Source organism: Streptomyces sp. NPDC050315 (assembly GCF_040655775.1).
Classification (GTDB): Bacteria; Actinomycetota; Actinomycetes; order Streptomycetales; family Streptomycetaceae; genus Streptomyces.
Window position 1 is genome coordinate 773,701 of record NZ_JBFAKN010000003.1, and the last position, 25,473, is coordinate 799,173.

Annotated in this window: 13 protein-coding genes; 5 read left to right on the top strand and 8 right to left on the bottom strand. The window is 69.7% G+C overall.

Annotated elements, in window-relative coordinates:
• Positions 1 to 43: 43 nt before the first annotated feature.
• Positions 44 to 5,545 carry an amino acid adenylation domain-containing protein gene (locus AB0I82_RS14740; RefSeq protein ID WP_363257595.1) on the bottom strand — a complete coding sequence of 1,834 codons (5,502 nt, stop codon included), beginning with the start codon at positions 5,543 to 5,545 and terminating at the stop codon, positions 44 to 46.
• A 255-nt stretch (positions 5,546 to 5,800) separates the two neighbouring features.
• Between AB0I82_RS14740 and AB0I82_RS14745 the strand changes: the two genes are divergently transcribed.
• Positions 5,801 to 7,363, top strand: a complete 1,563-nt coding sequence (locus AB0I82_RS14745; protein WP_363257596.1) for an MFS transporter — start codon at positions 5,801 to 5,803, stop codon at positions 7,361 to 7,363.
• Positions 7,364 to 7,433: 70 nt separating this feature from the next.
• Here AB0I82_RS14745 and AB0I82_RS14750 read toward each other — a convergent pair whose 3' ends face one another.
• A complete protein-coding gene (locus tag AB0I82_RS14750; RefSeq protein WP_363257597.1) occupies positions 7,434 to 7,865 on the bottom strand; it encodes an ester cyclase in 432 nt (143 codons plus the stop codon).
• A gap of 59 nt (positions 7,866 to 7,924) precedes the next feature.
• The gene (locus AB0I82_RS14755; protein ID WP_363257598.1) at positions 7,925 to 14,665 is read right to left on the bottom strand and encodes an amino acid adenylation domain-containing protein; all 6,741 of its coding nucleotides are present in this window, start codon (positions 14,663 to 14,665) and stop codon (positions 7,925 to 7,927) included.
• 694 nt (positions 14,666 to 15,359) lie between these two features.
• Here AB0I82_RS14755 and AB0I82_RS14760 point away from each other — a divergent pair.
• From AB0I82_RS14760 to AB0I82_RS14775, 4 genes are all read left to right on the top strand, one after another.
• A complete protein-coding gene (locus AB0I82_RS14760) occupies positions 15,360 to 16,043 on the top strand; it encodes a DUF899 family protein (protein WP_363257599.1) in 684 nt (227 codons plus the stop codon).
• Positions 16,044 to 16,454: 411 nt separating this feature from the next.
• Positions 16,455 to 18,038, top strand: a complete 1,584-nt coding sequence (locus AB0I82_RS14765; protein WP_363257600.1) for a DUF1254 domain-containing protein — start codon at positions 16,455 to 16,457, stop codon at positions 18,036 to 18,038.
• 101 nt (positions 18,039 to 18,139) lie between these two features.
• Positions 18,140 to 18,655, top strand: a complete 516-nt coding sequence (locus AB0I82_RS14770; protein ID WP_363257601.1) for a RidA family protein — start codon at positions 18,140 to 18,142, stop codon at positions 18,653 to 18,655.
• A 30-nt stretch (positions 18,656 to 18,685) separates the two neighbouring features.
• Positions 18,686 to 20,116, top strand: a complete 1,431-nt coding sequence (locus tag AB0I82_RS14775) for an aminotransferase class V-fold PLP-dependent enzyme (RefSeq protein ID WP_363257602.1) — start codon at positions 18,686 to 18,688, stop codon at positions 20,114 to 20,116.
• 101 nt (positions 20,117 to 20,217) lie between these two features.
• Here the strand turns inward: AB0I82_RS14775 and AB0I82_RS14780 are convergent, their stop codons facing one another.
• The 5 genes from AB0I82_RS14780 to AB0I82_RS14800 form a co-directional block, all read right to left on the bottom strand.
• Positions 20,218 to 20,481 carry a hypothetical protein gene (locus tag AB0I82_RS14780; RefSeq protein WP_363257603.1) on the bottom strand — a complete coding sequence of 88 codons (264 nt, stop codon included), beginning with the start codon at positions 20,479 to 20,481 and terminating at the stop codon, positions 20,218 to 20,220.
• Positions 20,478 to 21,146, bottom strand: coding sequence for a sigma-70 family RNA polymerase sigma factor (locus tag AB0I82_RS14785; RefSeq protein ID WP_363257604.1), 669 nt, complete (start codon positions 21,144 to 21,146; stop codon positions 20,478 to 20,480). Before AB0I82_RS14785 ends, AB0I82_RS14780 begins: the two co-directional genes overlap by 4 nt.
• The gene (locus tag AB0I82_RS14790) at positions 21,143 to 22,714 is read right to left on the bottom strand and encodes a sodium:solute symporter family protein (protein WP_363257605.1); all 1,572 of its coding nucleotides are present in this window, start codon (positions 22,712 to 22,714) and stop codon (positions 21,143 to 21,145) included. The genes AB0I82_RS14785 and AB0I82_RS14790 overlap by 4 nt, the downstream gene beginning before the upstream one ends.
• A 327-nt stretch (positions 22,715 to 23,041) precedes the next feature.
• A complete protein-coding gene (locus AB0I82_RS14795; protein ID WP_363257606.1) occupies positions 23,042 to 23,245 on the bottom strand; it encodes a YbdD/YjiX family protein in 204 nt (67 codons plus the stop codon).
• Entirely contained in the window at positions 23,242 to 25,284 is a 2,043-nt protein-coding gene (locus AB0I82_RS14800) for a carbon starvation CstA family protein (RefSeq protein WP_363257746.1), read from the bottom strand. The genes AB0I82_RS14795 and AB0I82_RS14800 overlap by 4 nt, the downstream gene beginning before the upstream one ends.
• Positions 25,285 to 25,473 lie beyond the last annotated feature (189 nt).

The following is a 25,473-nucleotide window of genomic DNA, read 5'->3' on the forward strand; positions in this document are numbered from 1 at the left end:
CTTCCCCGTTCTCTGTCCGCGGCTGTCAGCGGTACGTACGCGGTCACCTGGCCGCTCCGCCGCGCTGTGCGGCGGCGAGGATCTCCTTCGCCGTGGTCCCGACGTGCGGGGCCGCCAAGCAGCTGAAGTGGTCGCCGGGCACCTCGGTCACCGTGAGGTCACCGAGGCACGTCTCGCGCCAGTAGGCGGTCATGTCCGACTGCAGCCCGGGCAGGAACTGGAGCGTGCCCCGCGGGTTCAGGAAGGTCATGTCGCCGGCGTACAGGTCGGACCGGTGCGAGGTCGCGGCCGCGAAGCTCTGCCGGAAAACGCCGTAGAGCTCGGTCACCTGCTGGGCCGAACCGACGGGAGATCCCTGGTCGAGAAGGTGTGCGCTCAGGGTGTCCAGCCGTTCCTGAGGGTCGCGTGCGCGGAGCGCCTGGAAGCGCTCGGCGACCTCGGCCAGATCCGGATCGCCGTCGAGGGTGTCGAAGGCCCCTTCGCCGACCGTGCCGGGGGTCGCGGCGAGCACGGTGCGCAGTGCCCGGCCCATCAGCTCCTCGTCCTTGTGGTAGCCCATCGCCCCCAGGTCGGCCGAGAGGACGCGGCCGAAGGCGTACTCGTAGAGCAGCTCGTCCTCGATCCGGTACGGGACGCGGTAGCTGCTCACCACGGTGAGGGAGGCGACGTCCGCGCCGGCTTCGGTGAGCCGGCCGGCCATCTCGGTCGCCAGCAGGCCGCCGAGGCAGTACCCGACGACGTGGAACCGCCGGTGGCCCTGGGCGAGCAGTTCTTCGGCGTAGTCGCCGGCGAGCCGTGAGATGAGGTGCTCGGCGTCCAGGGCCAGGTAGCCGCGCATGTCGTTGACGGCGAGACCGGCGAGCGGGCCGTGCTCGGCCAGTTCCCTGGCCAGTTTCCGGTACGGCGCCATCGTCCCGATGCCTTCGTGCACCAGCACCCGCAAGGGTCCCTCGGACTCGTCGTTGAGCGGAACGAGGGGCGAGAGCGCGGGAGCGCTGCCGGCGGCCTGTTCGGCGGGCCGGTACTGCCGGATGTAGTCGGCGAGTTCGGCGACGGTCGGCTGGTTGAGCAGCCGCCGCAGCAGGCCGTCGAAGTAGAGCTCGGCGCATTCGGGAACCTGTTCGCGAATGCGGCCGACGAACTGGGCGACCAGCAGCGAGTCACCGCCGAGGTCGAAGAAGTTCTGCCGCCGGCCCACGGACGGCACACCGAGGACGTCGGCGGCGAGGGCCGCCAGTGTCTCTTCGAGGGCGTCGGTGACTTCTTCGTGCACCACGCTGTCCTCGGACCGTGTGGTGCACCGCAGCCGCTCCCGGAGCGCCTTGCGGTCGACCTTTCCGTTGTCGGTGAGCGGCAGCGCGTCGAGGACCTCGATCTCCGCGGGGATCATGTGCTCGGGCAGGCGCCGCCGGAGGTGCTCGGTCAGCGCCGGGACGTGGACGCGCGCGTGCTCGGGCCGCAGCCGTACCGCGAAGACGTGCTGTCCCATCCCGGAGAGCGCGTCGTCCTCCTCCGGCAGGCAGACGACCGCGTCGGCGCCCAGCCCGGCTGTCAGGTCCAGCCACTGCCGCCGGGTGACGAACGTGGTGTCCTGCTCCGCGCGGAAGTCCTCGAACTCCTCCATCATGAACGCCTGCGAGACGCTGATCTCCAGGTGCTCGCGGGTCGCCTCGATGAAAATCAGCCAGCCGCCCGGTACGAGGAGTTCCTTGAGTTGGCGCAGCGTGCGTTCGGTGTGCCGGGCGTTGTTCAGCACGCCGCCGCACAGCACCACGTCGTAGGAGTTCGCGGCGAGACCCTGGGGCCGGTAGTCCGCGTTGAGGTCGTAGAGCCGGTACTCCATGTCCGTGCGGTCGGCGAAGCGGGCGCGGGCTCCCTGCAGGAAGTACTGCGAGACGTCGGTGAAGGTGTAGTGGACGTCGTAGGGCGCCAGGGCGTCCACGGCATGCCGGGTGGTGCCGGCGATGCCGCCGCCGACCTCCAGCACGCGCAACGGCCCGTCGGCGGCCGTACGGGTCTCGGCGATGCAGCGCAGGGCCTGTGCCGCGACGCGGTTGTTGTGTTCGGCCGCCACGTTGTGGCTGTACGTCGCCTCGGCGACGTCCTGGCGCCCTTCGGGGAAGAACATCCGGGAGGGGTTGGCCTCGCCGCGCAGCAGTGCCCGGAGGCTCTCCGCGCTGCCCCGGAAGTACGCCATGAGGGCGGTGGGGCAGATCCGTTCGGTCCGGGCCGCCTCGGCGCGTTCCCAGGCCCGGGTGCGGTCCGCGACATCGGCCGGCCGCAGGCCGTGGTGGCGGCCGTCGTCGTCGCGGCGCACCATTCCGGCGGCCGCCAGTTCGCGGAGCCAGCGCCGTACGAGGGAATGGTGTTCGGGCAGCGCGCCGAGCGCGGTGGCGAGGTCCGCTGCCGTCGCCGCACCACCGTCCGCGAAGAGTCCGGTCTCGCCGAGGGCCTGGGCCATGGAGGTCAGCAGGGCGGTGTCCAGCTCATGGACGAAGCCGGCGATGGCCTCGCCGTCGATGTCGCCTTCGAGGTCGGCGCGGACCGCGGCTGCGGCGGTGGTCAGGGCGCGTACTACGTCGTCGGCGGGCTCGGGGTCCGTGTCGAGTGTCCTGCCTGTGACGAACGCGCACAGCTTGCGGTCGGCGGCGCTCTCTCCCGTGACGACGGCGGCGGCCGCTCCGACCGATGGGGCGGAGCACAGTCCTTCCTCGACCTCGGCGAGCTCGATCCGGTGCCCTCTGATCTTGACCTGGGCGTCCTCGCGGCCCAGGAATTCGATCGTGCCGTCCGGCAGGTAGCGCCCGAGGTCACCGGTGCGGTACAGCCGCTCGCCGGTGGCGGGGTGCCGGATGAACTTGGCGGCGGTGAGCGCGTCGTCGCCGAGGTACCCCTGGGCCACGCCCGCGCCGCCGATGTACAGCTCGCCCGCGACCAGTTCGGGGCGGTCGCGCAGGTCCTGGTCGAGGACTGCGAAGGTCTGGTTGGCCAGCGGCGTACCGTACGGAATGCTGCGCAGCTCCTCCGCCACCTCGTCCAGAGGGTGGTGGATCGACCAGATCGCGGCTTCGGTCGCTCCGCCGAGGCTCACGGCCCTGAGCCCGGGGAGCAGTCGGGCCAGCTCTCCCGGGAGCGTCACGGGTATCCAGTCCCCGGACAGCAGTGCCAGCCGCAGTGCGGAGAGCTCCCCGGCGGGTATGCGGTCGCGTTCCGCGTTGAGGTAGTGCGCAAGCATCTGCATCTGGGCCGGTACGGAGTTCCAGAGGGTCACGCCGTGGTCGGCGGCGGTGCGAGCCCAGTGGGAGGGGTGGGACCGGCCTTCGTGTCCGGGCAGCACAAGGGCGCCGCCGACGGACAGCGGACCGAAGACGTCGTAGACGGACAGGTCGAACCCGAGGTTGGCGAGTCCCAGGACGCGGTCGTCCGCGGTGACGGCGAACCGCCGGTTGATGTCCTCGATGGTGTTCAGGGCACTGCGGTGACTGATCATCACCCCCTTGGGCCGTCCTGTGGAGCCCGAGGTGTAGATGACGTACGCGAGGTCGTCGGGGGCGGCCGGCGGTTCGTCGGGGGTGCGGGCCGTGGTGACGGGGGCCAGGGTGTCGACGGGGACGCGGGGGATGCCGGTGCCGTGAGCGGCGTCGGCCAGCCAGGACTGGGTGAGGACGCAGCGGACGGCTGCGTCCTGGAGTATCCGGTCGCGCCGCAGCTCCGGCTGGAGGGAGTCGACCGGCAGGTACGCGCGGCCGGCGAGGAGGGTGCCGAGGACGGCCGCGGGCTGTTCCCAGCCCTTGTCCATCACCACGGCGACGAGTTCGCCGGGGTCGGTGCGGTCCCGCACCGCCTCGGCCACGGCCCGGGCGTGGTCCAGCAGCTCCCGGTAGGTCAGGGTGCGGCGGTCGCTGATGACGGCGGGCCGCTCGGGGGTGCGCCCGGCCTGGCGGACGAACTCCTCGTGCAACAGCCCCTCGGGGAGTGGGGCGGCCGTGTCGTTCACCGCTCGGCGGCGGTCACGCTGGTCGGCCGGCAGGGGGACGGGGGCGAGTTCGCGCCACGCTTCGTCGCCTTCGGCGAGGCGCAGCAGCAGGGTGCGATAGGCGTCGAACATGGCGTCCAGGACGCGCTCCGGTACCACGCCTTCCCGTACGTCCCAGTTCGTGGCGAGGCCGCCGCGCCGCTCGATGTTCTGGCAGTCGATCCAGACCTGTGGTGTCTGGCTGATGCCGTGGCCGAGCTGTCCCCAGGCCTCCTCGCCGAGGCCGTCATCGGTACCGCCGACACCGATGGCGCTGGTGAAGACGACGGGCATCAGGGCGGCCTCCTGGCCGCGCCGCCGGGACAGCTCACGCATGACCTCGACGCCTGAGCACAGGCGGTGGTCCAGGTCCTCCCAGAGCCGGCCCTGGAGCGTGCTCGCCCGCTCGGCGAGCGGGACCCCGTGGTCCTGGGTGACCTCCAGCAGGTCGACGGAGGTGAAGTCGCCGATGAGGCGGGGGACGTCGGGGTGCAGGGGCAGGCGGTTCAGCAGGGTGAGGTTCAGGGTGAACCGCGGGTGTCTGCTCCACGCGCCGATCACCTCGGTGTACGCGGCGAGCACGGCGGTCGACGCGGTGACGCCGTGCCGGCCCGCGCGTTCCCGCAGTGCGGACCATTGCGGCGGGGTGAGGCCGAAGGCGTACCGGCGGAAGTGGGGTTGCCCCGCTGCCCCGGCGTCCCGCTCCATCGGGAGCTCGGGGGCGGGCGGCAGTTCGTCGATCCGCCGCCACCAGTAGGCCCGGTCCTCCTCGTAGCGGGGACCTGTCCGCAGTTCGCGCTCGGCGCGGAGGTAGTCGCGGAACTGGATGGTCAGCTCCGGCAGTTCGGCGTCGGGACACTCGTACAGCCGGCGGAGTTCGTCCAGCAGGAGCTGGATGCTGAGGAAGTCGGCGATCAGGAAGTCGACGGAGAAGTGCAGGATGTCCCTGCCGGGGCCGCGGGTCACCCGGAGGTCGAAGAGGGGCCACACCGTGCTGTCGTAGACCCGGTGGCCCATTTCCTCCCGTATCTCCTCCCTCCGGGCCGCGCGTTCTTCCGGGCTGTGCGGAGCAAGGTCCTCGACGGCGACGCGGTAGGGGGGCCGGGTCGGCGCCACCTGCTGGGTGCCGTCGTCGGCGACGGTGGCACGCAGCATGTCGTGCCGTTCGATCATCTTCTGCCAGGCGGTTTCCAGACGCGCCGGGTCGAGCGCGTCGAACTCCAGCTCGCCGTAGCCGTGGCAGGAGACCCCCCCGTAGGCGAAGACGTCCCGGCGGCCGAGCAGGTAAGCGGACTGCATGTCCGTGAGGGGGAAGGGATCGTGACGGCTCTCCGGGTCCGGCTCGGCCGTCGGCCCGCCTGCGGCCCGGCGCAGCCGTTCAAGGACCTCGGGTTTGCGACGCCGGAGCTCCTCGCGCAGCTCTTGGGTCAGGGCTCCGGCCGGTGACCGGTAATGCAGTGCGCCGCCCTCTTCCCAAAGCTGAATGCCCCGTCGTTCGAGTTCAGCGATGAGCAGTTCAGCAGCATTCATCCGAAGTCCTCCTGAAAGAGGGGCCGGCACGCAAAAGAACGCGCTCCCCCGTCGACAACCGACTGCGGCCACCGATCGCCCTGGTCAAAGGCGTTGGCACGCAGCAGAAACGTCGTACGCCACCTGCTGATCGTTCCGGACGGCTAGAAGCTAACACCCGGTCAACTTCGGCCACAACCCTCTTCCATGGTAGAGCGGCACCTGGTTTGATTACGCGTATACATGATCCGCTACGAGAAGACGAGGAAGGCGCCGATGACGGAAAGCCCGACGACTGACCAGCGCGCTGCGGCAGCACAACCAGAACGCTGGACACAGGCTCAGAAACGGTTGCTGATCGTCGTCGCCGCCGCAGCGGGAATCTCCGGAATTGACACCACCATCGTCAATGTGGCGCTGCCGCACATCGGGACCGACCTCACGATCTCGCTGGCCGGACTCCAGTGGGTCGTGGACGCCTACAGCCTGCTGTACGGGGCCTTCCTGCTGACCGCCGGCGTACTGGCCGACCGCTGGGGGCACCGCAGGATGTTCGTCCTCGGCGTGCTCGCCTTCGCCCTGACCTCCACCGTGATCGCCGTCTCCCAGGGGCCGGAGTTGCTGATCGTTGCGCGCGCCGCGCAGGGGATCTCGGCGGCCGTCCTGACCTCCGCGGGGTTGGCCCAGCTCACCGCCGGCTTCCCCGGCCAGGGCCGGGCCCGCGCGCTGGGCCTCTACACCACCGTGGCGTCCTTGTCGTTCGTCGTCGGCCCGCTCCTGGGCGGAGTGCTCGTCGACTCGGCCGGATGGCGCTGGGCGTTCCTGATCAACCTGCCGCTGTGTCTGGCGGTCGTGGCCGGCTCCCGCGGCCTGCCCGGCGGCCACCGGTCCGCCGACCGACCGCTGGACCCCGCCGGCCTGCTCCTCTCCGCCGCCGGTCTGATCGCGGTGACGTACGCGGTGATCGCGGCACCGGAACACGGCTGGGCCGGCACGACGACCCTCGGCTGCCTCGTCGCCGGCCTCCTCCTGCTCGCGCTGTTCGTCGTGGCCGAGCGGCGTGGCCGTCACCCCCTGCTCGACCTGAGCCTCCTGCGCGCCCCCGCCTACAGCGGCGCGCTGCTCACCCTCTTCACCATCGTGGCGTCGTTCTTCGGCCTCATGATGTTCCTGGCCATCTGGTTCCAGCAGGTGCGCGGCTACTCCGCATTGCAGGCGGGGGCCGCCCTCCTGCCCATCATCCTGCCGTTCATGGTGACGGCCCCCATGGGCGCCAAGCTGCTGAAGAAGTTCGGTACGGCGACCGTGACGGCGGTCGGCAGCGCCGTCACGGCCGTCGGCCTGCTCCCCCTGACCATGCTGGACACGGACAGCAGCTGGCTGCTCCTCGCGCCGGCCCTGGTGGTCCTGGGCGCGGGTGGCGGAGTCGTCCAGGCCCCCGTCATGGCGGCGGCCCTCGGCGCGGTCCCCGTCGAGCGCGCGGGGCTGGCCAGCGGCCTCGCCAACAGCGTGCGCCCGCTGGGCATCGTGGTGGGCGTCGCGGCGCTCGGCACCGTCCTGGCCACGCAGGTCCGCAGCGCCCTGGAGGGGCCGCTCTCGGCGGCGCACGTCGGTACCGGCCGCGCCGAGGGAATCATCCACGCCGTCTCGGCGGGGCGCCTGGAGGCCGTGCCCGGCGTCCCGTTCCGCGCTCTGCAGGACGCCTTCACCCATGGCCTGACCGCAGTGGCCTGGGGAAGCGTGGTACTCGCCGGGTGCTCTGCCGTGATCGCCGCATGCACCCTCCGCGCCGGGTCCGCCGCCCGCCCCGCGGGTGCCCCGGCACCCCAGGAGGGCTGACTCGCCCCCATGACGAGAGGGGCCTCGGGTTCGCGAACCCGAGGCCCCTCTCGTGCGTGCCGCCGCACCGTCAGGGTTTCGGCGTGAATCCCAGCTGCTCCATGAACTGGAGACCGTCGGAACTCACCCAATACTCGGTGAACTTTCCGTCACGGCAGCGGAAGATATCCATACCCGCGAAGGAAACTTCGGTTCCCACGGCGGCCGGCGAATCGGGAAGTTCACCGTTGTACTTTCCCCGGAAAATCCACCTGCCGGACACCAGGTCATTTTCCGCGAGCGGGCCGACGACGACGTCGACGCGGACCTCGGAAAAGAGCGAGACCCCACGGCGGACCATTTCGGCCAGCTGAGCGGGGCCGGACACGTCCTCGCCCGGCCAGTGGGCAACGAAATCCGGCGCCGCGAGCTGCTCCGCGAGATCGTCCATCTTCTCCGGATCGGCGTGCCAGAGCTCGTCGACCCATTTCCTGTAGAGCGACCTGTTCTGCTCCGCACTCATGCGCGTCTCCTCATACACCCGATGTTCGTGTACACGTACACATACTGTACCCCGCCCCGTCAGATGCTGCCCTCGTCCATCGGCTCCGAAGCCGACGGGCGTCGGGACACGATCAGCTCGGCGAGCTGCCGCACGGTCGGTGCCCCGAGGAACTCGCGCAACGTCACCACCACGCCGGAGGACTTGCGGACGGACTCGACGAGTCGGGTCGCGAGCAGGCTGTCCCCGCCGAGGACGAAGAAGCTCTGATCCCGGCCCAGCCGGTCGACGCCCAGCAGCTCCCGCCACTCCGCCGCGAGCGCGAGCTCCGTCTCTCCCCTCGGGGCTTCGAGGGTCTGCTCCTGCGGGCGCGCGCCGCGCAGCCGCCGGACGACCTCGGCACGGTCGACCTTGCCGTTCGCGGTCAGGGGGAGCGCCGCCACCTCGACCAGCAGCTCGGGGATCATGTAACCCGGCAGCCGGTCCGCGAGCCAGGTACGCCATGCATCCTGGGCCGGCCCGCCGGCAGGCCCCGGCCGGCCCGACTCGGGCACCACCATCGCGGCGAGCCCGGTCGCCGGTTCCCCGACGGTCGCGACCACGCACTGGGCGATGTCCGGGTGAGCGGTGAGTGCGGTCTCCACCTCACCCAGTTCGATGCGGTGCCCGCGCACCTTCACCTGATGATCAGCGCGCCCCAAGAACTCCAGCGTGCCATCCGGCCAGTACCGCCCCAGATCCCCCGTCCGGTACCACCGCACCCCCTCATGCTCCACGAACTGCCGCACCGTCCGCTCGGCATCACCGCAATACCCCAGCGCAACCCCCGCCCCACCGATCCACAACTCACCCGGCACCCAGTCAGGACAGTCCCGCCCCAGCTCATCCACCACACGGAAGCGCTGGTTGGTGAGGGGCCTGCCGTACGGAACGGCGGACCAGCCGGGGTCGACCCGGTCGACCTCGAAGAAGTTCGACCACACCGCGGCTTCCGTGGCCCCACCGAGCGCGACGAGGCGGCAGCCGGGAGCCTCCCGCGCGAGCCGGCCGCGCAGGTCGAGGCCGACCCAGTCACCGGAGACCAGCGCCACGTCCAGGGAGGTCAGCGGCGGGCCGTCGTCCGCAGCGACGAGCAGCATGTCCAGCAGCGCGGGCACGGTGTTCCAGACCGTGACGCCCCGGCGTCGTACCAGTTCCGCCCAGCGCCGGGCCTCCCTGCGTTCGCCCTCCTCGATGAGCACGAGGGCGCCGCCGGCCGACAGCAGCCCGAAGATGTCGTACACCGACAGGTCGAAGTCCAGCGCCGACACCGCCAGCACCCGGTCCTCCGGACCCACCGCGAACCGCGCGTTCACATCCTCCAGCGTGTTCACCGCCGCCGCATGACTGACCATCACCCCCTTCGGCTCCCCCGTCGAACCCGACGTGAAGATGATGTACGCCAACTGCTCCGCGTCCACCGCCACCGGCTCCGCCAACGGCTCCGCACCCCACGCCTCGTCCAGCACCGCCTCGGTGAGCACGACCGAGACGTCCGCCCGGGCGAGGATGCGCTCCGCGCGGCGCTCCGGCTGGTCCACCCCGATCGGGACGTACGCGCCACCGGCCGCGAGGACCCCCAAGACAGCCGCGATCTGGCCGGGCCCCTTCGGCAGGCGGATCGCCACCGCGTCGCCCGGCCGGACACCGGACGCGGTCAGCCTGCCTGCCACCCGCAGTGCCCGCTCCGCGAGCCGGCCGTAGGACCAGGTCGTGCCGTCACCGCAGATCAGTGCGGGTGCCTCGGGAGCGGTCCCGGCGCGTGCGAAGAACGCCTGGTGCAGCGGTGCCCGCCATACCTCGGCGGTGGTCGCGTTGGCCTCGGCCCGGACGCTGCGCTGGGCTGCGGGCAGCGCGTCCGGCAGCGGCCGGGTCCAGTCCGCGTCGGCGAGGGAGAGCACCAGCTCACGGTGGGCGTCGAACATCGCGTCCAGCACGCCCTCCGCGAACAGTTCCTCCACGGCGTCCCAGTTGAAGCGGATGCCGCCCGCGAAGTCCATGACCTGGTAGTCCAACCACACCTGCGGCGTCTGCGAGAGGCCCCAGACCTGCTCGGCGAACGGCGGCGCCGCCAGGTCGGCCCCCACACCGAGCGCACTGGTGAACACCACCGGCATCGCCCCCGTGGCCCGGTCGTCCGACCGTGCCATGTCCCGCAGCACCTCGATCGCCGAGACCGTACCGTGGTCGAGGTCCTCCCAAAGGCCGTCCTGGAACCTGCGGGCGCGCTCCAGGAGCGACTCGCCGCGTCGCGGCCGGTACCCGGCCAGCAGGAGTGAGGTGAAGTCACCGACGACGGACCGGATCTCCGGGTGCACCTCCTGCCGGTCGAAGAGGGTGAGGTTCAAGGTCACGTCCGCCCGGCTGGACCACCGGCCCAGCACTTCGGCGTAGCAGGTGGCCAGCAGGGCCGCAGGCGTCAGGCCGTGGGCGCGCGCCTTGTCGCGGATCTTCTCCCACTGCTCCGGGGGGACGACGGCCTCGCGCCGTCTGAAGCGCGGCGCTGTGACCAGCTCGGGGTCGGTGCGCAGCGGAAGCTCGGGCGCGGGCGGCAGCTGGGCGGCGCGCTCGCGCCAGTACTGCCGGTCGGCGTCGCGGCGCTCCGGGTCCGGCCGGACGTTCAGCAGGTAGTCCCGGAACGACAGGGTCAGCGGCGTCGGTTCGGCGCCCGGGTCCCGGTAGAGGGTGCCCAGCTCCGAGAAGACGATCACGATGCTCAGCGCGTCCAGCACGAGCAGGTCCAGGCTGAACGCGATGCGGGTCGGCCCGCCTGCCACCCGGACCGCCCGGATGTCGAAGAGCGGCCAGCGCGTCGAGTCGAGCACCTGGTGGGAGAGGGTGTCGCGCATCCTCGTGAGGGCGGCCTCCCGCTCCCCCGCGGACACGTCGGTGACATCGATGCGGTACTCGGGGACGGCGGGCAGGATGCGCTGCGTTCCGTCCTCGCCGAACACCGCCCGCAGCATCTCGTGTCGTGCCACCACGCGGTTCCAGGCGTCCTCCAGCCGGCGCACGTCGAGGTCGTCGTCCTCGAACTCCCAGTACCAGTGGGACGCCACTCCACCGAGGGCGAAGTCCTCCGTCCTGCCGAACCAGTACGCCCGCTGCACGTCGGTCAGCGGGAACGGCTCGTAACGGCCCTCAAGGTCCTCGACGATCGTGGCGGCCGGTGCTTCCGCTGTCGTGTTCGTGCTCAGGGAGGCCGCGAAGTCCTTCAGCACCGGACGGGAGAGCAGGGTCCGGAGCTCCACCCCGGACAGGCCCGCGGCGCGCAGCCGCCCCGCTGCCCTGGTGGCGAGCAGGCTGTCACCGCCCAGGGCGAAGAAGCCGTCGTCACGCGTGACCCGGTCGACGCCCAGCAGCTCCTTCCATACCTCGGCCACCTGCTGCTCGGCTCCGGCCCGCGGCGGTTCGCCCGGCGTGCCGTCGGTGCGCGAGGCGTCCAACAGGGCCGATATCCGCCTGCGGTCGATCTTCCCGTTGGCGTTCAGCGGCAGCTGTTCGAGTACCAGGATCCGCTCGGGGATCATGTACGAGGGGAGGTGCCCGGCGAGCCGGTCGCGCAACTCGTCCGGGTCCGGTGCGCACCGTGCGGGTTGCACGGCCGCGGCCAGTTGCGGGGAGGTGCCGCCCGTCACCAGGACCACCGCGCGGGCAACATCAGGCTGGTCGTTGAGTGCGGTCTCCACTTCACCCAGTTCGATGCGGTGCCCGCGCACCTTCACCTGATGATCAGCGCGCCCCAAGAACTCCAGCGTGCCATCCGGCCAGTACCGCCCCAGATCCCCCGTCCGGTACCACCGCACCCCCTCGTACTCCACGAACTGCCGCGCCGTCCGCCCGGCATCACCGCAATACCCCAGCGCGACCCCCGCCCCACCGATCCACAACTCACCCGGCACCCAGTCAGGACAGTCCCGCCCCAGCTCATCCACCACACGGCAGGTGACATTGGCGAGCGGCGTCCCGTACGGCACGGAGCGCCAGTGCCCAGGGATGCCGGACACCTCGCACACCGTGGAGTGGATGGCGGCCTCGGTGGTGCCGCCGAGCCCGGCGAGCCGACTGCCGGGCGCCCACCTTTGCAAGCGGCCCCAGAGGTCCACCGTGACCCAGTCACCGCCGAGCAGGGCGACACGTAGCGGCACGTGCTGTCCGCTCTCCTCCGCTGCGATGAGGAGCATGTCCAGCAGGGCCGGTACGGACTGCCAGACCGTCACCTGCTTGTGCCGCACGAGACCGACCCAGCTCAGGGCATCGCGTCGCTCTTCCTCCGAGACGAGGACGAGGGCGCCGCCGGCCGACAGCAGCCCGAAGATGTCGTACACCGACAGGTCGAAGTCCAGCGCCGACACCGCCAGCACCCGGTCCTCCGGACCCACCGCGAACCGCGCGTTCACATCCTCCAGCGTGTTCACCGCCGCCGCATGACTGACCATCACCCCCTTCGGCTCCCCCGTCGAACCCGACGTGAAGATGATGTACGCCACCGCGTCCGCGTCCACCATCACAGGCTCCGCGAGTGGACCTGACCGCAGTGCCTCGTCGAGCAGGAGTGGCTCAAGGCCCTCGGGCCAACTCGGGTCCTCGCGCTCGTCCTTGCCGGTCAGGACGGTCCGGACGCCGGCCCGTCGGTAGATCTTCGCTCTGCGGGACGGCGGCTGGTCGGTCCCGATCGGTACGTACGCGGCACCGGCGGCCAGTACGCCCAGGACGGCGGCGACCTGTCCCGGCCCCTTGGGCAGGGTGACGGCCACGGTGTCTCCTAGTACGACACCGCGCGCCCGCAGCGCGCCCGCGATCCGCAGCGCCCGCTCGGCCAGTTCGTCGTAGGTCTGCTGCTCGTCGTCTCCCCACAGCAGCGCCGGACGGCCGGGCGCCACGGCGGCCTGGTGGAAGAACTCCTCGTGCAGGAGTGAGCCACTGACCGGGGCGCGCGTGTCGTTGCGGAGGGCGCGTACGGCACGCTGGTCGTCCGGCAGCAGGTCGGGCAGGTGTCGGCCCCACTCGTCGTCGGGGCCGCCGAGCCACTCGATGATCCGGCGGTAGGCGCCGAACATGGCGTCCAGAACGCCTTCGCCGAACAGCTCCTGTTCCGCGTCCCAGTTGAGCAGCAGACCACCGTCATGCTCGGTGACCTGGTGGTCCAGCCATACCTGCGGTCCTTGCGAGATCATCCAGGAAGGTGCGCCGAAACATCGGCGCACCTCCTCGCTGAACAGCTCCCCCAAGCTGAGCCCACTGGTGAACACCACCGGCGCATACACCGGATCGCCGTTGTTGGCCCGGGTCAGGTCGCGCAGTACGTCGACGCCGGAATATTCGGTGTGCGCCATGTCGGCCTGCAGCCGGCCCTGCAGCTGCCGCGCCCGGTCCAGAAAGGTGCCCGCCTCGCTGAGGTCGACTTCGAGCAGCAGAAGATTGGTGAAGTCCCCACTGAGCCGGAAGACGTCCGGGTGCACCGCTTCCCTGTCGAAGAGCGGCAGGTTGAGTACGAAGTGCTTGCGGGAGCTCCACGCCGCCAGCACTTCGGCGAAGGCGGTGGCGAACACCGTGGAGAGCGTCACGCCGTGCGACCTGGCGCGCGCCGCGAGCCGGTCCCGCTCGGGGCCGCTGAGCCAGTGGTGACGACGGCTCGGCGAACGCCGTGCGAGGCGCTCCGGGTCCACCGCCAGCGGGAGTTCCGGGCCGCCGGGCAGCTCCGGCAGGCGCTCCTGCCAGTACGCCCTGTCGGCCTGGCGGCCGCGCTCGCGGCGACGCGTACGGTGGGCCAGGTATTGCGGGTAGCTGTAGTCGATGGGCGGCAGCGATGCGTGCGGTGCGTCGTAGAGCGACGCGAGATCGGCCAGGACGATGCGGAAGCTCAGTGCGTCCGCCACGAGCATGTCGACATTGACGTGCACCCGGGTGGCGCCGTCCGGGAGCAGGGAGAGCTGGACGTCGAAGACCTCGCCGCGTTCCACCGCCAGGCGTCGGCCCGAAAGCTCCCGGCGCAACCGCGCCAATCGCTCCTCGGCCTCGTCCATGCCGTGTTCCCGCAGGTCATGGATTGACAGGCCGGGCCAAGCGCTCTGCTCGGCGATCCATTGCCGGCCATCGTCGGTGAAGTGCGCGCGCAGCATCGCATGGCGCTGCGTGAGAGCACGGACAGCCTGTTCCAGCCGGTCGGGCTGCACGTCGCGTCCGGTGAACTCATTGTAGAAGTGTGCGGCGACGCCACCCAGTACCTGCTCGTCGCCGCGGCCGATCCAGTACGCGTGCTGCATCAGGGCCAGATCGAACGGCTCCGTCCCGCTCGGGGCGGCTGTCTCCTCCGCCGTCAGGCCCTCCTCCGCGCCGGCCTGCCCAGCTTCTCGCGCTGCGGCCACCGCGTCCCACCAGTTCTTCAGAACCGGGCGCGCGAACAGTTCGCCGAACGTGATATCCGCACCGTCCGCCTGCCACCGGTTGACCAATGTCATGATCATGATGGAGTCGAGCCCGAGCGCAGTGAGGTCGGCGTCGTCAGGGACCCTGTCGAGTGGCTCGTCCAGGATCTCCGCGATGTCCTGACGCATCAGCTCCATGGAAAGCGGCTCGCCGCCCCCTCCGTCGCCGAGTTCGACAGCCCGCTCCCCCTGCCCTCCCTCTTCGAAGAGAACGGCGGACTCGAACAACGTCGAGGAGCCGAAGAGGCCCCCCGCCGACTCGCCCTCCGGGGCCACCACATCTTCCGTGCGGCGTTCCACGTGCAGGACGTCCAACGCTCCGCGTCGGTACAGCTGGAGAGCGTCGTGAGCCACCGGCTCCCCCGCCGGCGAACGCGGCAGGCTCGACACCCCCACACAGACGATCTCTTCAGGAGGTGACCGGAACTCTTCGACAAGTGCGGTACGCAGCATGTCGGCCACAGAGACAGGGGGGACATCCGCCGCCCCCTGGGCACACTCGACGAACACCGTCGGTCCATCGTCGAGAGACTGCTGAATCAAGCAGATCCCGCCGCATCGCGCCTCGGCCAACCGCCGCCCCAGAGCCTCCGCGAGCTCCCGTTCCGCTAGGCGTCCTGTCCCTGACGTAATGCCCCGCTGCGCTTCCACCAGCCTGACCTCATTCAAGTCGGGAGTTTGTTTACTTGTACCCCAACCCTCCAACCCCTGTACAGAAAACGCGAGTTTCACTGCACTCCCAGCACCACACCGCGCGCAGCACCCATCCCCGGGAACACCACCCACCCCCGACCGCCGATCCGCTCGGAGTCCTAGCCGAGAAGTGGTGACCGCACGCTCCGCCCTCGACAGATGAGGCCGTGGTAGCCATCGCCAATGCACCCGATCCCCCGGTGCACTCCCCGATCAACAGAAGCGGGCTTCAGCTCAGCTGTCGGCGAGGGCCGTGGGACCGCCGTAGACTCAAAAGACCGGTTCGGGAGCGCGGAAAATGGGAGCTCATGATCCGGACCGGGGACCGGAGGAATGTCCACCCCAGGAGGACGCGATGTTGCGGCACACCCGACTGACCGGCGAATCTGCGGACTACCTCGACGCCCGCGAAGAGCTGCGCCTGGCCGAGATCGAGCTCATGCGCCATCGCGAGGAAGTCGCGGCCCGGCGACGCTCACTCCCCCAGGGTCCCCCCGTCGACGACTACGTCTTCGTCGAGGGCCCCGCCGACCTGGACGCCGGCGACACACCGGTGCGCGAGGTCACCTTGGGCGGGTTGTTCACCGCCACGGACCGCCCGCTGATCGTCTACCACCTCATGTACGGCAAGTCACAGACCACCCCCTGCCCGATGTGCACCCTCTGGATCGACGGGTTCAACGGCATCGCCCAGCACGTCGCCCGCAACGCCGACTTCGCCATCGCCGCGGCCGCCGACCTGCCGGCCCTCCGACAGCACGCCCGCAACCGCGGTTGGCACCGGCTACGCCTCCTGAGCTGCGGTGACAGCACGTTCAAGTACGACCTGGGCAGCGAGGACAAGGACGGCGAACAGGACTCCACCATCTCCGTCTTCACCCGTGACAGCGACGGCACGATCCGCCACTTCTACTCCACCCACCCCCGCATGGCCGAAGACATCGATCAACGCGGCATCGACCTCCTGGCCCCCGTCTGGCACCTCCTCGACCTCACCCCACAGGGCCGCGGCGACTGGTACCCGAGCCTCGACTACTGATCCCCGGCGGTCACCGACCAGCACGTCGCGGTCACGGGCAGACACATCGCCGAGCCTCCTTTGGATCGACTCCTCGCACATAGTGCGTTCCATTGCCGTCGGGGCGGAGCGCTTCACCGTTGGCGTGGTCCGCGATCTTCTCCGACTCGGGTTCGAGGTCGGTCGCATGCCCCTCCGGTGCGCGAGCTGTTCACGCGTGCACAGGAACCCGGTCGGAACAGTGCTGTGACACAGACCTCGGCCCTGCCTGGAGAGCCGTGTTTTGGCGGGATGCAGCGCAGAAGGCGGGCTGCGCCTGGTGTTCAATGCGTCCTTAGGCCGAGTAGGCGGCCGGCCTTACGAGGTGGCCGCGTGGCCTTCGCTCGGGACACCCATTCCGGTGCCCGTGCCTCCTGTGTGAGGAGGAACCTCATGCACTTCACGCCCTTCATGCACCCCGCCCGCCACGGGACGCTGCGACGGAATGCCACTGCCGTTGCCGTCAGCACCCTCCTGCTGTGTACCAGCGCCGGCCAGGCGGACGCCGCCGGGTCGGCGTCCTCGGGCAGCCGCAGCGTTGCCGCCGATGCGGTGAACGCGTACGTATACGGCTATCCCCTGGTCCTGACGCAGGCCACCCGGCGGCTCTCCACCAATGTCATTCGCCCGGACGCTGCCACCAACCGGGCGCCGGTGAATCAGTTCGTCACGGCGAAGAACGTCCCCGGCCCCGAGTTCAAGACAGTGGTTTCGCCCAACGTGGACACCTTGTACTCCTCGGCCTGGCTGGACCTGAAGGCCGAGCCGGTGGTTCTGCACGTACCCAACACGCATGGGCGCTACTACCTGATGCCGATCCTCAGCGCCTGGACGGACGTCATCGCCTCGCCGGGCAAGCGAACTACGGGCACCACGGCGGGGGACTTCGCCATCACCGGCCCCGGCTGGCGCGGCTCCCTACCCGCCGGTGTGAAGGAGATCAAGTCTTCGACCAATACCGCCTGGATCATCGGTCGCACACAGCTCAACGGCCCTGCGGACCTGCCCGCGGTGCGCGCGCTGGCGGACCGGTACACCCTGAAGCCGCTCAGTGCGTACGGCCGTGCCTACACCCCGCCCCCGGGCCGGATCGACCGGAGCGTGCCCACCACTCCGCCGGCGGACCGTGTTGCCCGGATGGACGCCCCGACGTTCTTCTCCCACCTCGCCTCGGCCATGGCGGCCAACCCGCCGAGCCCGGCGGACGCCCGCATGGTCGCCACGTTGAAACGGCTCGGCATCAGCCCGGGTAAACCGTTCGACATCAACGCCAAGGGAGCGGCCACCGCCCAGGCACTGCATCAAGCCGTCAGCGCGGGTCAGCAGAAAATCCAGAAAGCGGTGTCCGGCCTCGGCAAGGATGTCAACGGCTGGCGGTTCGCACTCGACCTCGGCCGCTACGGCACCGACTACCCGCGCCGGGCCGCCACGGCCTGGCAGGGCCTGGGCGCCAACCTGCCCCAGGACGCGGTCTACCCCGTCACCTTCACCGACAGTCGGGGCCGACAGCTGACCGGCGCGCACCGGTACACCATTCACTTCCCGCCCGGTCACACTCCGCCGGCCAACGCCTTCTGGTCCCTCACCATGTACGACCAGCAGGGCTTCCTGGTGCCCAATGCACTCGGCCGCTACGCGCTCGGCCACACGGCCAAACCCGAGCTCAACAGTGACGGTTCCCTGGACATCCACGTCCAGCACGAACCGCCGGCAGCCGGTGAACGCGCCAACTGGCTGCCCGCACCCGCGGGTTCGTTCAACCTGATGCTCCGCATGTACTGGCCCCAGCAGTCCGTACTCAACGGCACCTGGTCGCCGCCCCCGGTCATCACCACGAGCGGGTCCGCCGGATCGGGCGAACTGGCCCGTACCGGCAGTGCCGACAACGACGGCCTGGAATACCTCGCCGCCGGTGCCGCACTGTGCCTGATCGCCGGAAGCGCCTTGGTCCTCGCGACCCGCCGCCCCACCTTGTGACGCAGGCCACATTCGCGAGCTCGTAAACCTCTGTCCGCAGTCCCGCAACCAAGAGTCATCGCGCCGCGAGGGCGGACGCGATGACTCTTGGGAGGACAGCGATGCAGAGCTCGTTCCAGCCCCATCCACGCGGCGTCCGCCGCATCCCCTGGCGGGCGACCGCTGCGGTTGCCGCAGCGGCGGCCCTTGCCCTGGCAGTGGGAGGTTCGTCGGCGGAGGCCGACCCCGGTTCCCGGGCCCGGGTGATCTCCTCCCCCGACGCGCCCGCGGCGATCGGGCCGTACTCGCAGGGCATCTCCGCCGGACATCTCACGTTCGTATCGGGCCAGCTCCCCATCGACCCGAAGACGGGTTCCCTTTCTCCCGACGCCTCCATCGAGGAGCAGACGCGCCAGGTGCTGCGCAATGTCGATGCCGTACTGAAGGCGGACGACATGTCGCTGGCGAATGTCGTCAGTACCACGGTCTACGTGGCCGACCTAGACGACTTCGCCCGCTTCAACACTGCCTACGCCGAGTTCTTCGGCTCCCACGCGCCGCCCGCCCGGGCGACGGTCGAGGTCGCGCGTCTGCCGCGCGACGCGAAGGTCGAAATCTCCGCTGTCGCCGTCCGGTAAAGGGCTGTTGAAGGGATGAGGAACGCAGACATGGCAATGACGAGAGTGCACAGAGGCACGGCCAACGGCGCGGCAACCGGGGTCTCCCGACGCGGCTTCGCAGGACTGCTCGGGGCGGGCGCCGCAACGCTCGGCATCGGCGGAGTGGTTGCCGCTCCGCCCGCCCGCGCCGCGGCGGCCGCGGGTTCCACCGGCCTTCCGTCGCCGTCGTCCCCGGGTTACTGGGAAGCGGTGGAGCGGCTGTTCGTCCTGGACAAGGACGTGCTCTTCATGAACGTGGGCACCGTGGGCTCGCCCCCGCGCGAGGTCCTCGACACCCTCGACCGCGTCAACCGCGAGGTGGCCGTCGGCGCGCTCGCGTCGTACAGCGACTTCGCGGACGTACGGGCCGTGGCTGCCGGTGGATTCGGCTGCGACACCGACGAGTTGGTGATCTCGCACAACACCAGTGACGGCATGTCGAAGATCCTGGCCGGCCTCACCTTCAAGGAGGGCGACGAGATCCTCACGACCAACCACGAGCACCCCGGCGGGGACGTGCCGATGGCGTTGGCACGGGATCGCTACGGTGCGGTGATCAAGCGGGTGGCCCTGCCGGTCGGCAATGACCAGCGGGCCGAGGACTATGTGGAGCTGTTCCGCAAGGCCATCACCTCGCGCACCAAGGTGCTGCTCTTCTCCGCGCCCACCTACAAGACCGGCACCATGCTGCCCATCCGCGCGCTGGCGAAGCTCGCGCAGGACCACGGTCTGATCAGTGTGGTGGACGGCGCCCACATACCCGGCATGATGGCGTACGGATTCCACGAGCTCGGGGTGGACTTCCTCGCCGGATCGGCCGCGAAGTGGCAGTGCGGGCCCGGCGGAACGGGCATCCTCTACATACGCAACAAAGTACTGCCGCGGCACAACGCCAACCCGCTCCCGGAATTCTGGCCGGTGGTCTCCAGCGGTTACCCGACCACGGGCGGCCTGCCTCCTCGTACGGGCGGGTCCACGGAGAGCTACGACATCGCCTCGTATCTGCAGGAGGTCGGCAACAGCGGCATTGCCGTCATGGCCGGTGTACGCAGCGCCTGCGAGGTGTGGGACCGCATCGGCCGCAACAGAATCCAGGACCACATCCTGGGCCTGTCGGCCTACCTCAAGGCGCTCATCGTCGAACGTTGGGGAGTGAAGTCCCTGTACTCGCCCAAGGACGATCCGCGGCTGGTGTGCGCCCTCACCTCCTTCGCACCGTTCCGCGACCCCGGCGACGTGTACGACGCGAAGAAGACGGCGGCCCTGGTGGCCCGGCTCAAGGACGAGTACGGGATCGTGATCCGCACGACCGATGTCCCGATGGCCGGGGAGGCCAAGCCGCGCCAGGCGGTGCGGATTTCCACGCACTTGTTCCACCAGAAGGAGGACGTGGAACGCGTCGTCGACGCGTTGTGGAAGGTGTCGGGCGATATGGCCTGAGAGTGACCTGAGGCGTACCGACGAAGCTGCTCATGCCGACGCGGGCCCACGGAGTTTTCTCCGTGGGCCCGCGTCTCAACTTCCGTACTGGCGCCGGGGGTTCATGGTTGGACTATGACGTCGATCCGCTCCTTGCGCGGCGGGCGGTCGGGCTCCGCGAGGGAGTGCAGTGCCCAGAGACCGACGACATCGGCGGCAGCCACGATCAGTACCGCGATCACCAGCATGACCAGACGCCGTCGCCGGTCCCGCCGCTGCCATTCCGAGCGGGCCTTGGTGTAAGTGGTCTCGGGAGACGGCACCACCGTCGAAGCCAGCGATTCGAGGGTGTCGCGCAGCCGGGCCTCGGGATCGTCGAGCGTCATCGATGGGTCTCCATGGCCCGCGACAACGCGTGCATCCCACGGGAGATGTGCGATTTCACCGCGCCCGTACTGATCCCCATCGCCTCGGCGATCTCCCTCTCCTTCAGGTCCATCCAGTAGCGCAGCACCAATGCCTCGCGCTGCCGGTCGGGCAGGTTCTTCAGCGCGGCGACGACCTGCCGCTGGTCCTCGTTCATCAACGCCGTCGACTCGGCGGAGGCGATGTCGCACACCTCTACGCCGGCATGTCGCCGGGAGACCTGCAGGCGCCGTATGCGCATCCGCACGAGGTTGCAGACCACAGAACGAATATACGCCGGTGCGGCTTCCGGCGCGCGGAGTCGGTACCAGCGGCGGTGCAGCACACAGAACGCCTCGGCGACGATGTCCTCGGCGTCCTGCTCCGCTCCCAACAGGACGGCGAGGCGCACCAGTTGGGCATGGTGACCGTCGAACAGCCGGATCATCGCGGATTCCCGCTCGATGTCCCGCAGATCGACGCCGGGTTCGATCTCGCCGGCATCGCCCTGCGGCGCCTTCTCGGAGCCGATGGTGTGCGTACTGCTCGCCGGGCCGGCGGCGCTTGCGGTGTTTTCCCCGGCCTCGCTGCCCGCGCCGTCCGTGAGGAGAGCTCTACGGCGCCAGGGCATGTCAGTGCTTCTCACGACAGAGCTCCGCTCTTCTCGCCGGAACGGGACGACTTGAGCAACCCGGCCAGGCCGCGTGGTACCCCGAGCCGGTCCAGCAGCGGACTGCTCAGTGCGACGGCGGCGAGGTTGACGGCCAGCCCGGCCACACCGGCGTAGATCTGGACGTCGACCGGGCCGAGGTCGAGGCGTACCAGCGATGTGAAGCCGCCGGCGTTCACCAGGACGGTGCCGGTCGCCATGCCCAGCAGCCATCCGGTGAGCAGCGAGAGCCGGTGCGGTGTGCGGTGCAGCAGTCCCAACACGATCGTCGGCAAGATCTGCAGTACCCACACCGCACCGAGGAGGTGGAGGTTGATGGCGGCCTGGTCCCGCAGTCCCAACGCGAAGACGAGCGCACCCGCCTTGACGATCAGCGAGGTCAGCCGTGCCATCCGGGTCACCTGCGGTGGCATGGCCGTGGGGTTGACGAACTCCAGGTAGATGTTGCGTGCGAAGAGGGTTGCAGCGCCGATGGACATTACGGAGGCGGGCACGAGCGCTGCCACGATGATCGCGCCCAGCAGCAGACCTGCTGCCCACGGTGGCGCGAGGTCGACCACCAGCAGCGGGATCGCCAGTTCGGAGCGTCCGGGCGGTGGCTCGACGCCTGAGGCGAGTGCGGCGATACCGAAGAGAGCGAACAGGGCGAGCATGGTCGTCCAGCCGAGCAGGCCGATCGCCGATCGCCGGAGAACACCGGACGTGCGGGCCGAGAACGCTGCCTGGAGGACGTGCGGGAAGGCGAACAGTGCGAGCGCCGACCCGAGGGCCAGGGACGCGTAGGCCGGCGCCAGGTCAGGCCCGGGTACGAGCGCGGACACGCCGTCGCGCTCCGCGAGTGCTGCGTCGGCGCGGGAGAACAGGGCGGCCGGCGAGCCCAGTTCGGACAGGACGAGCAGGGCGATGGAGAGGGTGGCGCCCACGACGAGTACGGCCTTCATGACCGCGACGAGGGTGGGTGCCCGCAGCCCGTACCGGTAGGTGGAGACGGCCAGCACGGCGAATACTGCTGTCAGTGCGGCGTCGCCGAGCAGTCCGTCGGAGCGCACCCCCAGGACGCTGAGCACGGCCCGAATGCCGAGCAACTGCAGTGCGATGTAAGGCATGGTGGCGCAGATGCCGGTGAGCGATACGGCGAGTCCGAGCAGCGGGGATCCGTAGCGGTGTCGTACGAAGTCGGCGACCGTGACGTGACCGTGCGCCCGTGCCACCGACGCGAGCCTGGGGAGCAGGACGAAGGCGATCGTGCAGATCATCACGGTGTAGGGCAGGGCGTAGAACGCGATGCCACCGGAGGTGACGACGGCGCCCGGCACGGCGGTGAACGTGTAAGCGGTGTAGATGGTCCCGCCGAGCAGGCACCAGATGAGGCCCCCGCCCTGTCGGCGGTCGGCCAGTGCCCAGTCCTCGAGGTCCGCTCTGATGCCGATGGCGCCCGGTCTGCTGCCGGTGGCGCCCGAGGCGAAGTGGCCGCCTCTCAGCGCGAGCGCCGAGACCACGAGTACGACGAGCGCACAGGCGATCACGGCGGCGAGGTTGTTCATGAGTCCTCCACGGTTGCCTCGGAGATCAGAGCACGTCGCGGTAAACCCATCGGGGCCCACACGCAACTACACGGATGCCGAACCCATGCCGGGAGGCCGTCACGAGGCCGAAGTCACCAACACGGAGGAGGAGCTGATGGGCAAGGAGTAAACCAGCCATTTCCGCTCATCGATAGTCCTGCGACGCCGAAAGCAAAAGGTGCCATCGGATGCGTGTGACCACCTGGGTCTTGCTGCTGACCTGCGCGTACTTCCTTGAGCAGCGCAGCAGGCGGCCACCCTCCCCGCCGGGCCGGCGGGGAGGGTGCTGAAACCACCGTGCCGCCATCAGCAACAGCGGCTCTGCGGATTCTCCTCTCGGTGCCGGATGCGCTGCCGTTCGTACTCCCCCCGGGTGGGCACCGGCTCCCCCGGGTGATGGCTTCGGTGGCGTTGGCAGAAGCGGTCGTAGTCCGCTGCCCCGGACACTTCCCGCAGATACCAACGGATGCCGCGGAGCAGGCGCATGACGGGTTCGGTCACCGGCTTCATTGCTGCTGCCGTGCCCCGGCCAGCGCCTCGGACCGGGCCTGCGGCACGGCGATCTCGGACTCCACATAGGGCGCTTCCGTGGTCGGCAGCGGCCGCGGCGACCGTACGGCACGGACGCAGATCACCGCGGCGTGGCCGATGACCAGGGTCACCAGGACGAGGAAGACGGCCATGATGACGCCGTCGACCGTGGAGTTGAGTACGACCGTGTGCATGTCGTCGAGCGACTTGGCCGGGGGCAGCACCTTGCCGGCGTCGAGCGCGTCCGCGTACTGCTCACGCTGGGCGAAGAACCCGATCTTCGGGTGGCTGTGGAAGATCTTCTGCCAGCCGGCGGCGAAGGTGACGGCCACGTCCCAGGCCAGCGGGATGGCGGTGACCCATGCCCAACGCAGTTTTCCGGCCTTGATGAGCAGGGTCGTGGCGACCGTCAGGGCGATCGCGGCGAGGAGTTGGTTGGCGATGCCGAACAGCGGGAAGAGCTGGTTGATTCCGCCGAGCGGGTCGGTGGCGCCGACGTACAGGAAGTATCCCCACAGGCCCACGATGATGGCGCTGGTGAGCCAGATGCCCGGCTTCCAGGTGACGCGGCCGATCGGCTTCCAGACGTTGCCGAGCATGTCCTGGAGCATGAAGCGGCCGACCCGTGTGCCGGCGTCCACGGTGGTGAGGATGAACAGCGCCTCAAACATGATGGCGAAGTGGTACCAGAACGCCTTCATCGCGTGCCCGCCGAACACCCCGGAGAAGATCTCCGCCATGCCGAAGGCGAGGGTGGGCGCTCCCCCGGTGCGGGCGATCAGGGTCTCTTCCTCAACGGATTTCGCGGCAGCGGCAAGGTCCGCCGGGCTGATGGTGAAGCCGAGGTTGGCCACCGCCTGCGAGGCGCTGTCCACCGTGGTGCCCAGCAGGCCGGCGGGGGCGTTCATCGCGTAGTACAGGCCCGGGTCCAGTACGGACGCCGCGATGAGGGCCATGACGGCGACGAAGGATTCCATCAGCATCGCGCCGTAGCCGATCAGCCGGACCTGCGACTCCTTCTGGATCAGCTTGGGCGTGGTGCCGGAGGCCACGAGGGCGTGGAAGCCGGACAGGGCGCCGCACGCGATGGTGATGAACAGGAACGGGAACAGTGCCCCGGAGAAGACGGGTCCGGTGCCGGAGGCCGCGAAGGGGCTCACCGCGTCGCTCTTGAGGAGCGGGGCGGTGAACACAACGCCGATGGCCAGCAGCACGATGGTGCCGACCTTCATGAAGGTGGACAGGTAGTCCCGTGGCGCCAGCAGCATCCACACCGGCAGGACGGAGGCGACGAAGCCGTAGCCGACCAGGCAGAGCACCAGGGTCGTGGGCGACCAGGTGAAGGTCTCGGCCAGCGAGGAGTTCTCCACCCATCCACCGCCGGCGATCGCGAGCAGCAGCAGGACGACACCGATGACACTGGTCTCGATGACGCGTCCCGGGCGCAGATAGCGCAGGTAGAAGCCCATGAACAGGGCTATCGGTATGGTCATCGTCACCGAGAAGGTGCCCCAGGGCGAGTGGGCCAGGGCGTTGACGACGACGAGCGCGAGCACGGCCAGCAGGATGACCATGATGGCGAGGACGGCGATCAGTGCCGCGACGCCGCCCACCTTGCCGATCTCGTCACGCGCCATTTGGCCGAGGCTCTTGCCGTCCCGCCGCATGGAGAGGAAGAGGACCACCATGTCCTGGACCGCGCCGGCGAAGATCACGCCGACGACGATCCAGATGGTGCCCGGAAGGTAACCCATCTGTGCGGCCAGGACCGGGCCGACGAGCGGGCCGGCGCCCGCGATGGCGGCGAAGTGGTGGCCGAACAGGACCCGCCGGTCGGTGGGTTGGAAGTCAATGCCGTCGTCCAGCCGCTCAGCGGGGGTGGCACGGCGGTCGTCGAGTTCGAGGACGCGGCGGGCGATGAAGCGCGAGTAGAAGCGGTAGGCGATCGCATACGAACCGAGTGCCGCCGCGACCAGCCAGACAGCGGAGATCTCCTCGCCCCGGGCCAGCGCGATCATCCCCCAGGCGACTGCGCCCGCCAAGGCAACACATGTCCAGATCAGGATCGTTTTCGGACTGCTCACGCTGCGAGGAGTGTGACGTGGCACGGTGACTCCAGTTCCTTGGGAAGCGGTTCACCGAAGGGTTGCCCACACTCGCGTTTCGGTTGACAGCAAGTTGCGGGCAACGGAGATGTGCAACGTGGG

Coding starts and splice junctions, on each gene's coding strand:
- AB0I82_RS14740 (WP_363257595.1), bottom strand. CDS start 5,545: ATGAATGCTGCTGAACTGCTCATCGCTGAACTCGAACGACGGGGCATT.
- AB0I82_RS14745 (WP_363257596.1), top strand. CDS start 5,801: ATGACGGAAAGCCCGACGACTGACCAGCGCGCTGCGGCAGCACAACCA.
- AB0I82_RS14750 (WP_363257597.1), bottom strand. CDS start 7,865: ATGAGTGCGGAGCAGAACAGGTCGCTCTACAGGAAATGGGTCGACGAG.
- AB0I82_RS14760 (WP_363257599.1), top strand. CDS start 15,360: ATGTTGCGGCACACCCGACTGACCGGCGAATCTGCGGACTACCTCGAC.
- AB0I82_RS14765 (WP_363257600.1), top strand. CDS start 16,455: ATGCACTTCACGCCCTTCATGCACCCCGCCCGCCACGGGACGCTGCGA.
- AB0I82_RS14770 (WP_363257601.1), top strand. CDS start 18,140: ATGCAGAGCTCGTTCCAGCCCCATCCACGCGGCGTCCGCCGCATCCCC.
- AB0I82_RS14775 (WP_363257602.1), top strand. CDS start 18,686: ATGGCAATGACGAGAGTGCACAGAGGCACGGCCAACGGCGCGGCAACC.
- AB0I82_RS14780 (WP_363257603.1), bottom strand. CDS start 20,481: ATGACGCTCGACGATCCCGAGGCCCGGCTGCGCGACACCCTCGAATCG.
- AB0I82_RS14790 (WP_363257605.1), bottom strand. CDS start 22,714: ATGAACAACCTCGCCGCCGTGATCGCCTGTGCGCTCGTCGTACTCGTG.
- AB0I82_RS14795 (WP_363257606.1), bottom strand. CDS start 23,245: ATGAAGCCGGTGACCGAACCCGTCATGCGCCTGCTCCGCGGCATCCGT.
- AB0I82_RS14800 (WP_363257746.1), bottom strand. CDS start 25,284: ATGATCGCGCTGGCCCGGGGCGAGGAGATCTCCGCTGTCTGGCTGGTC.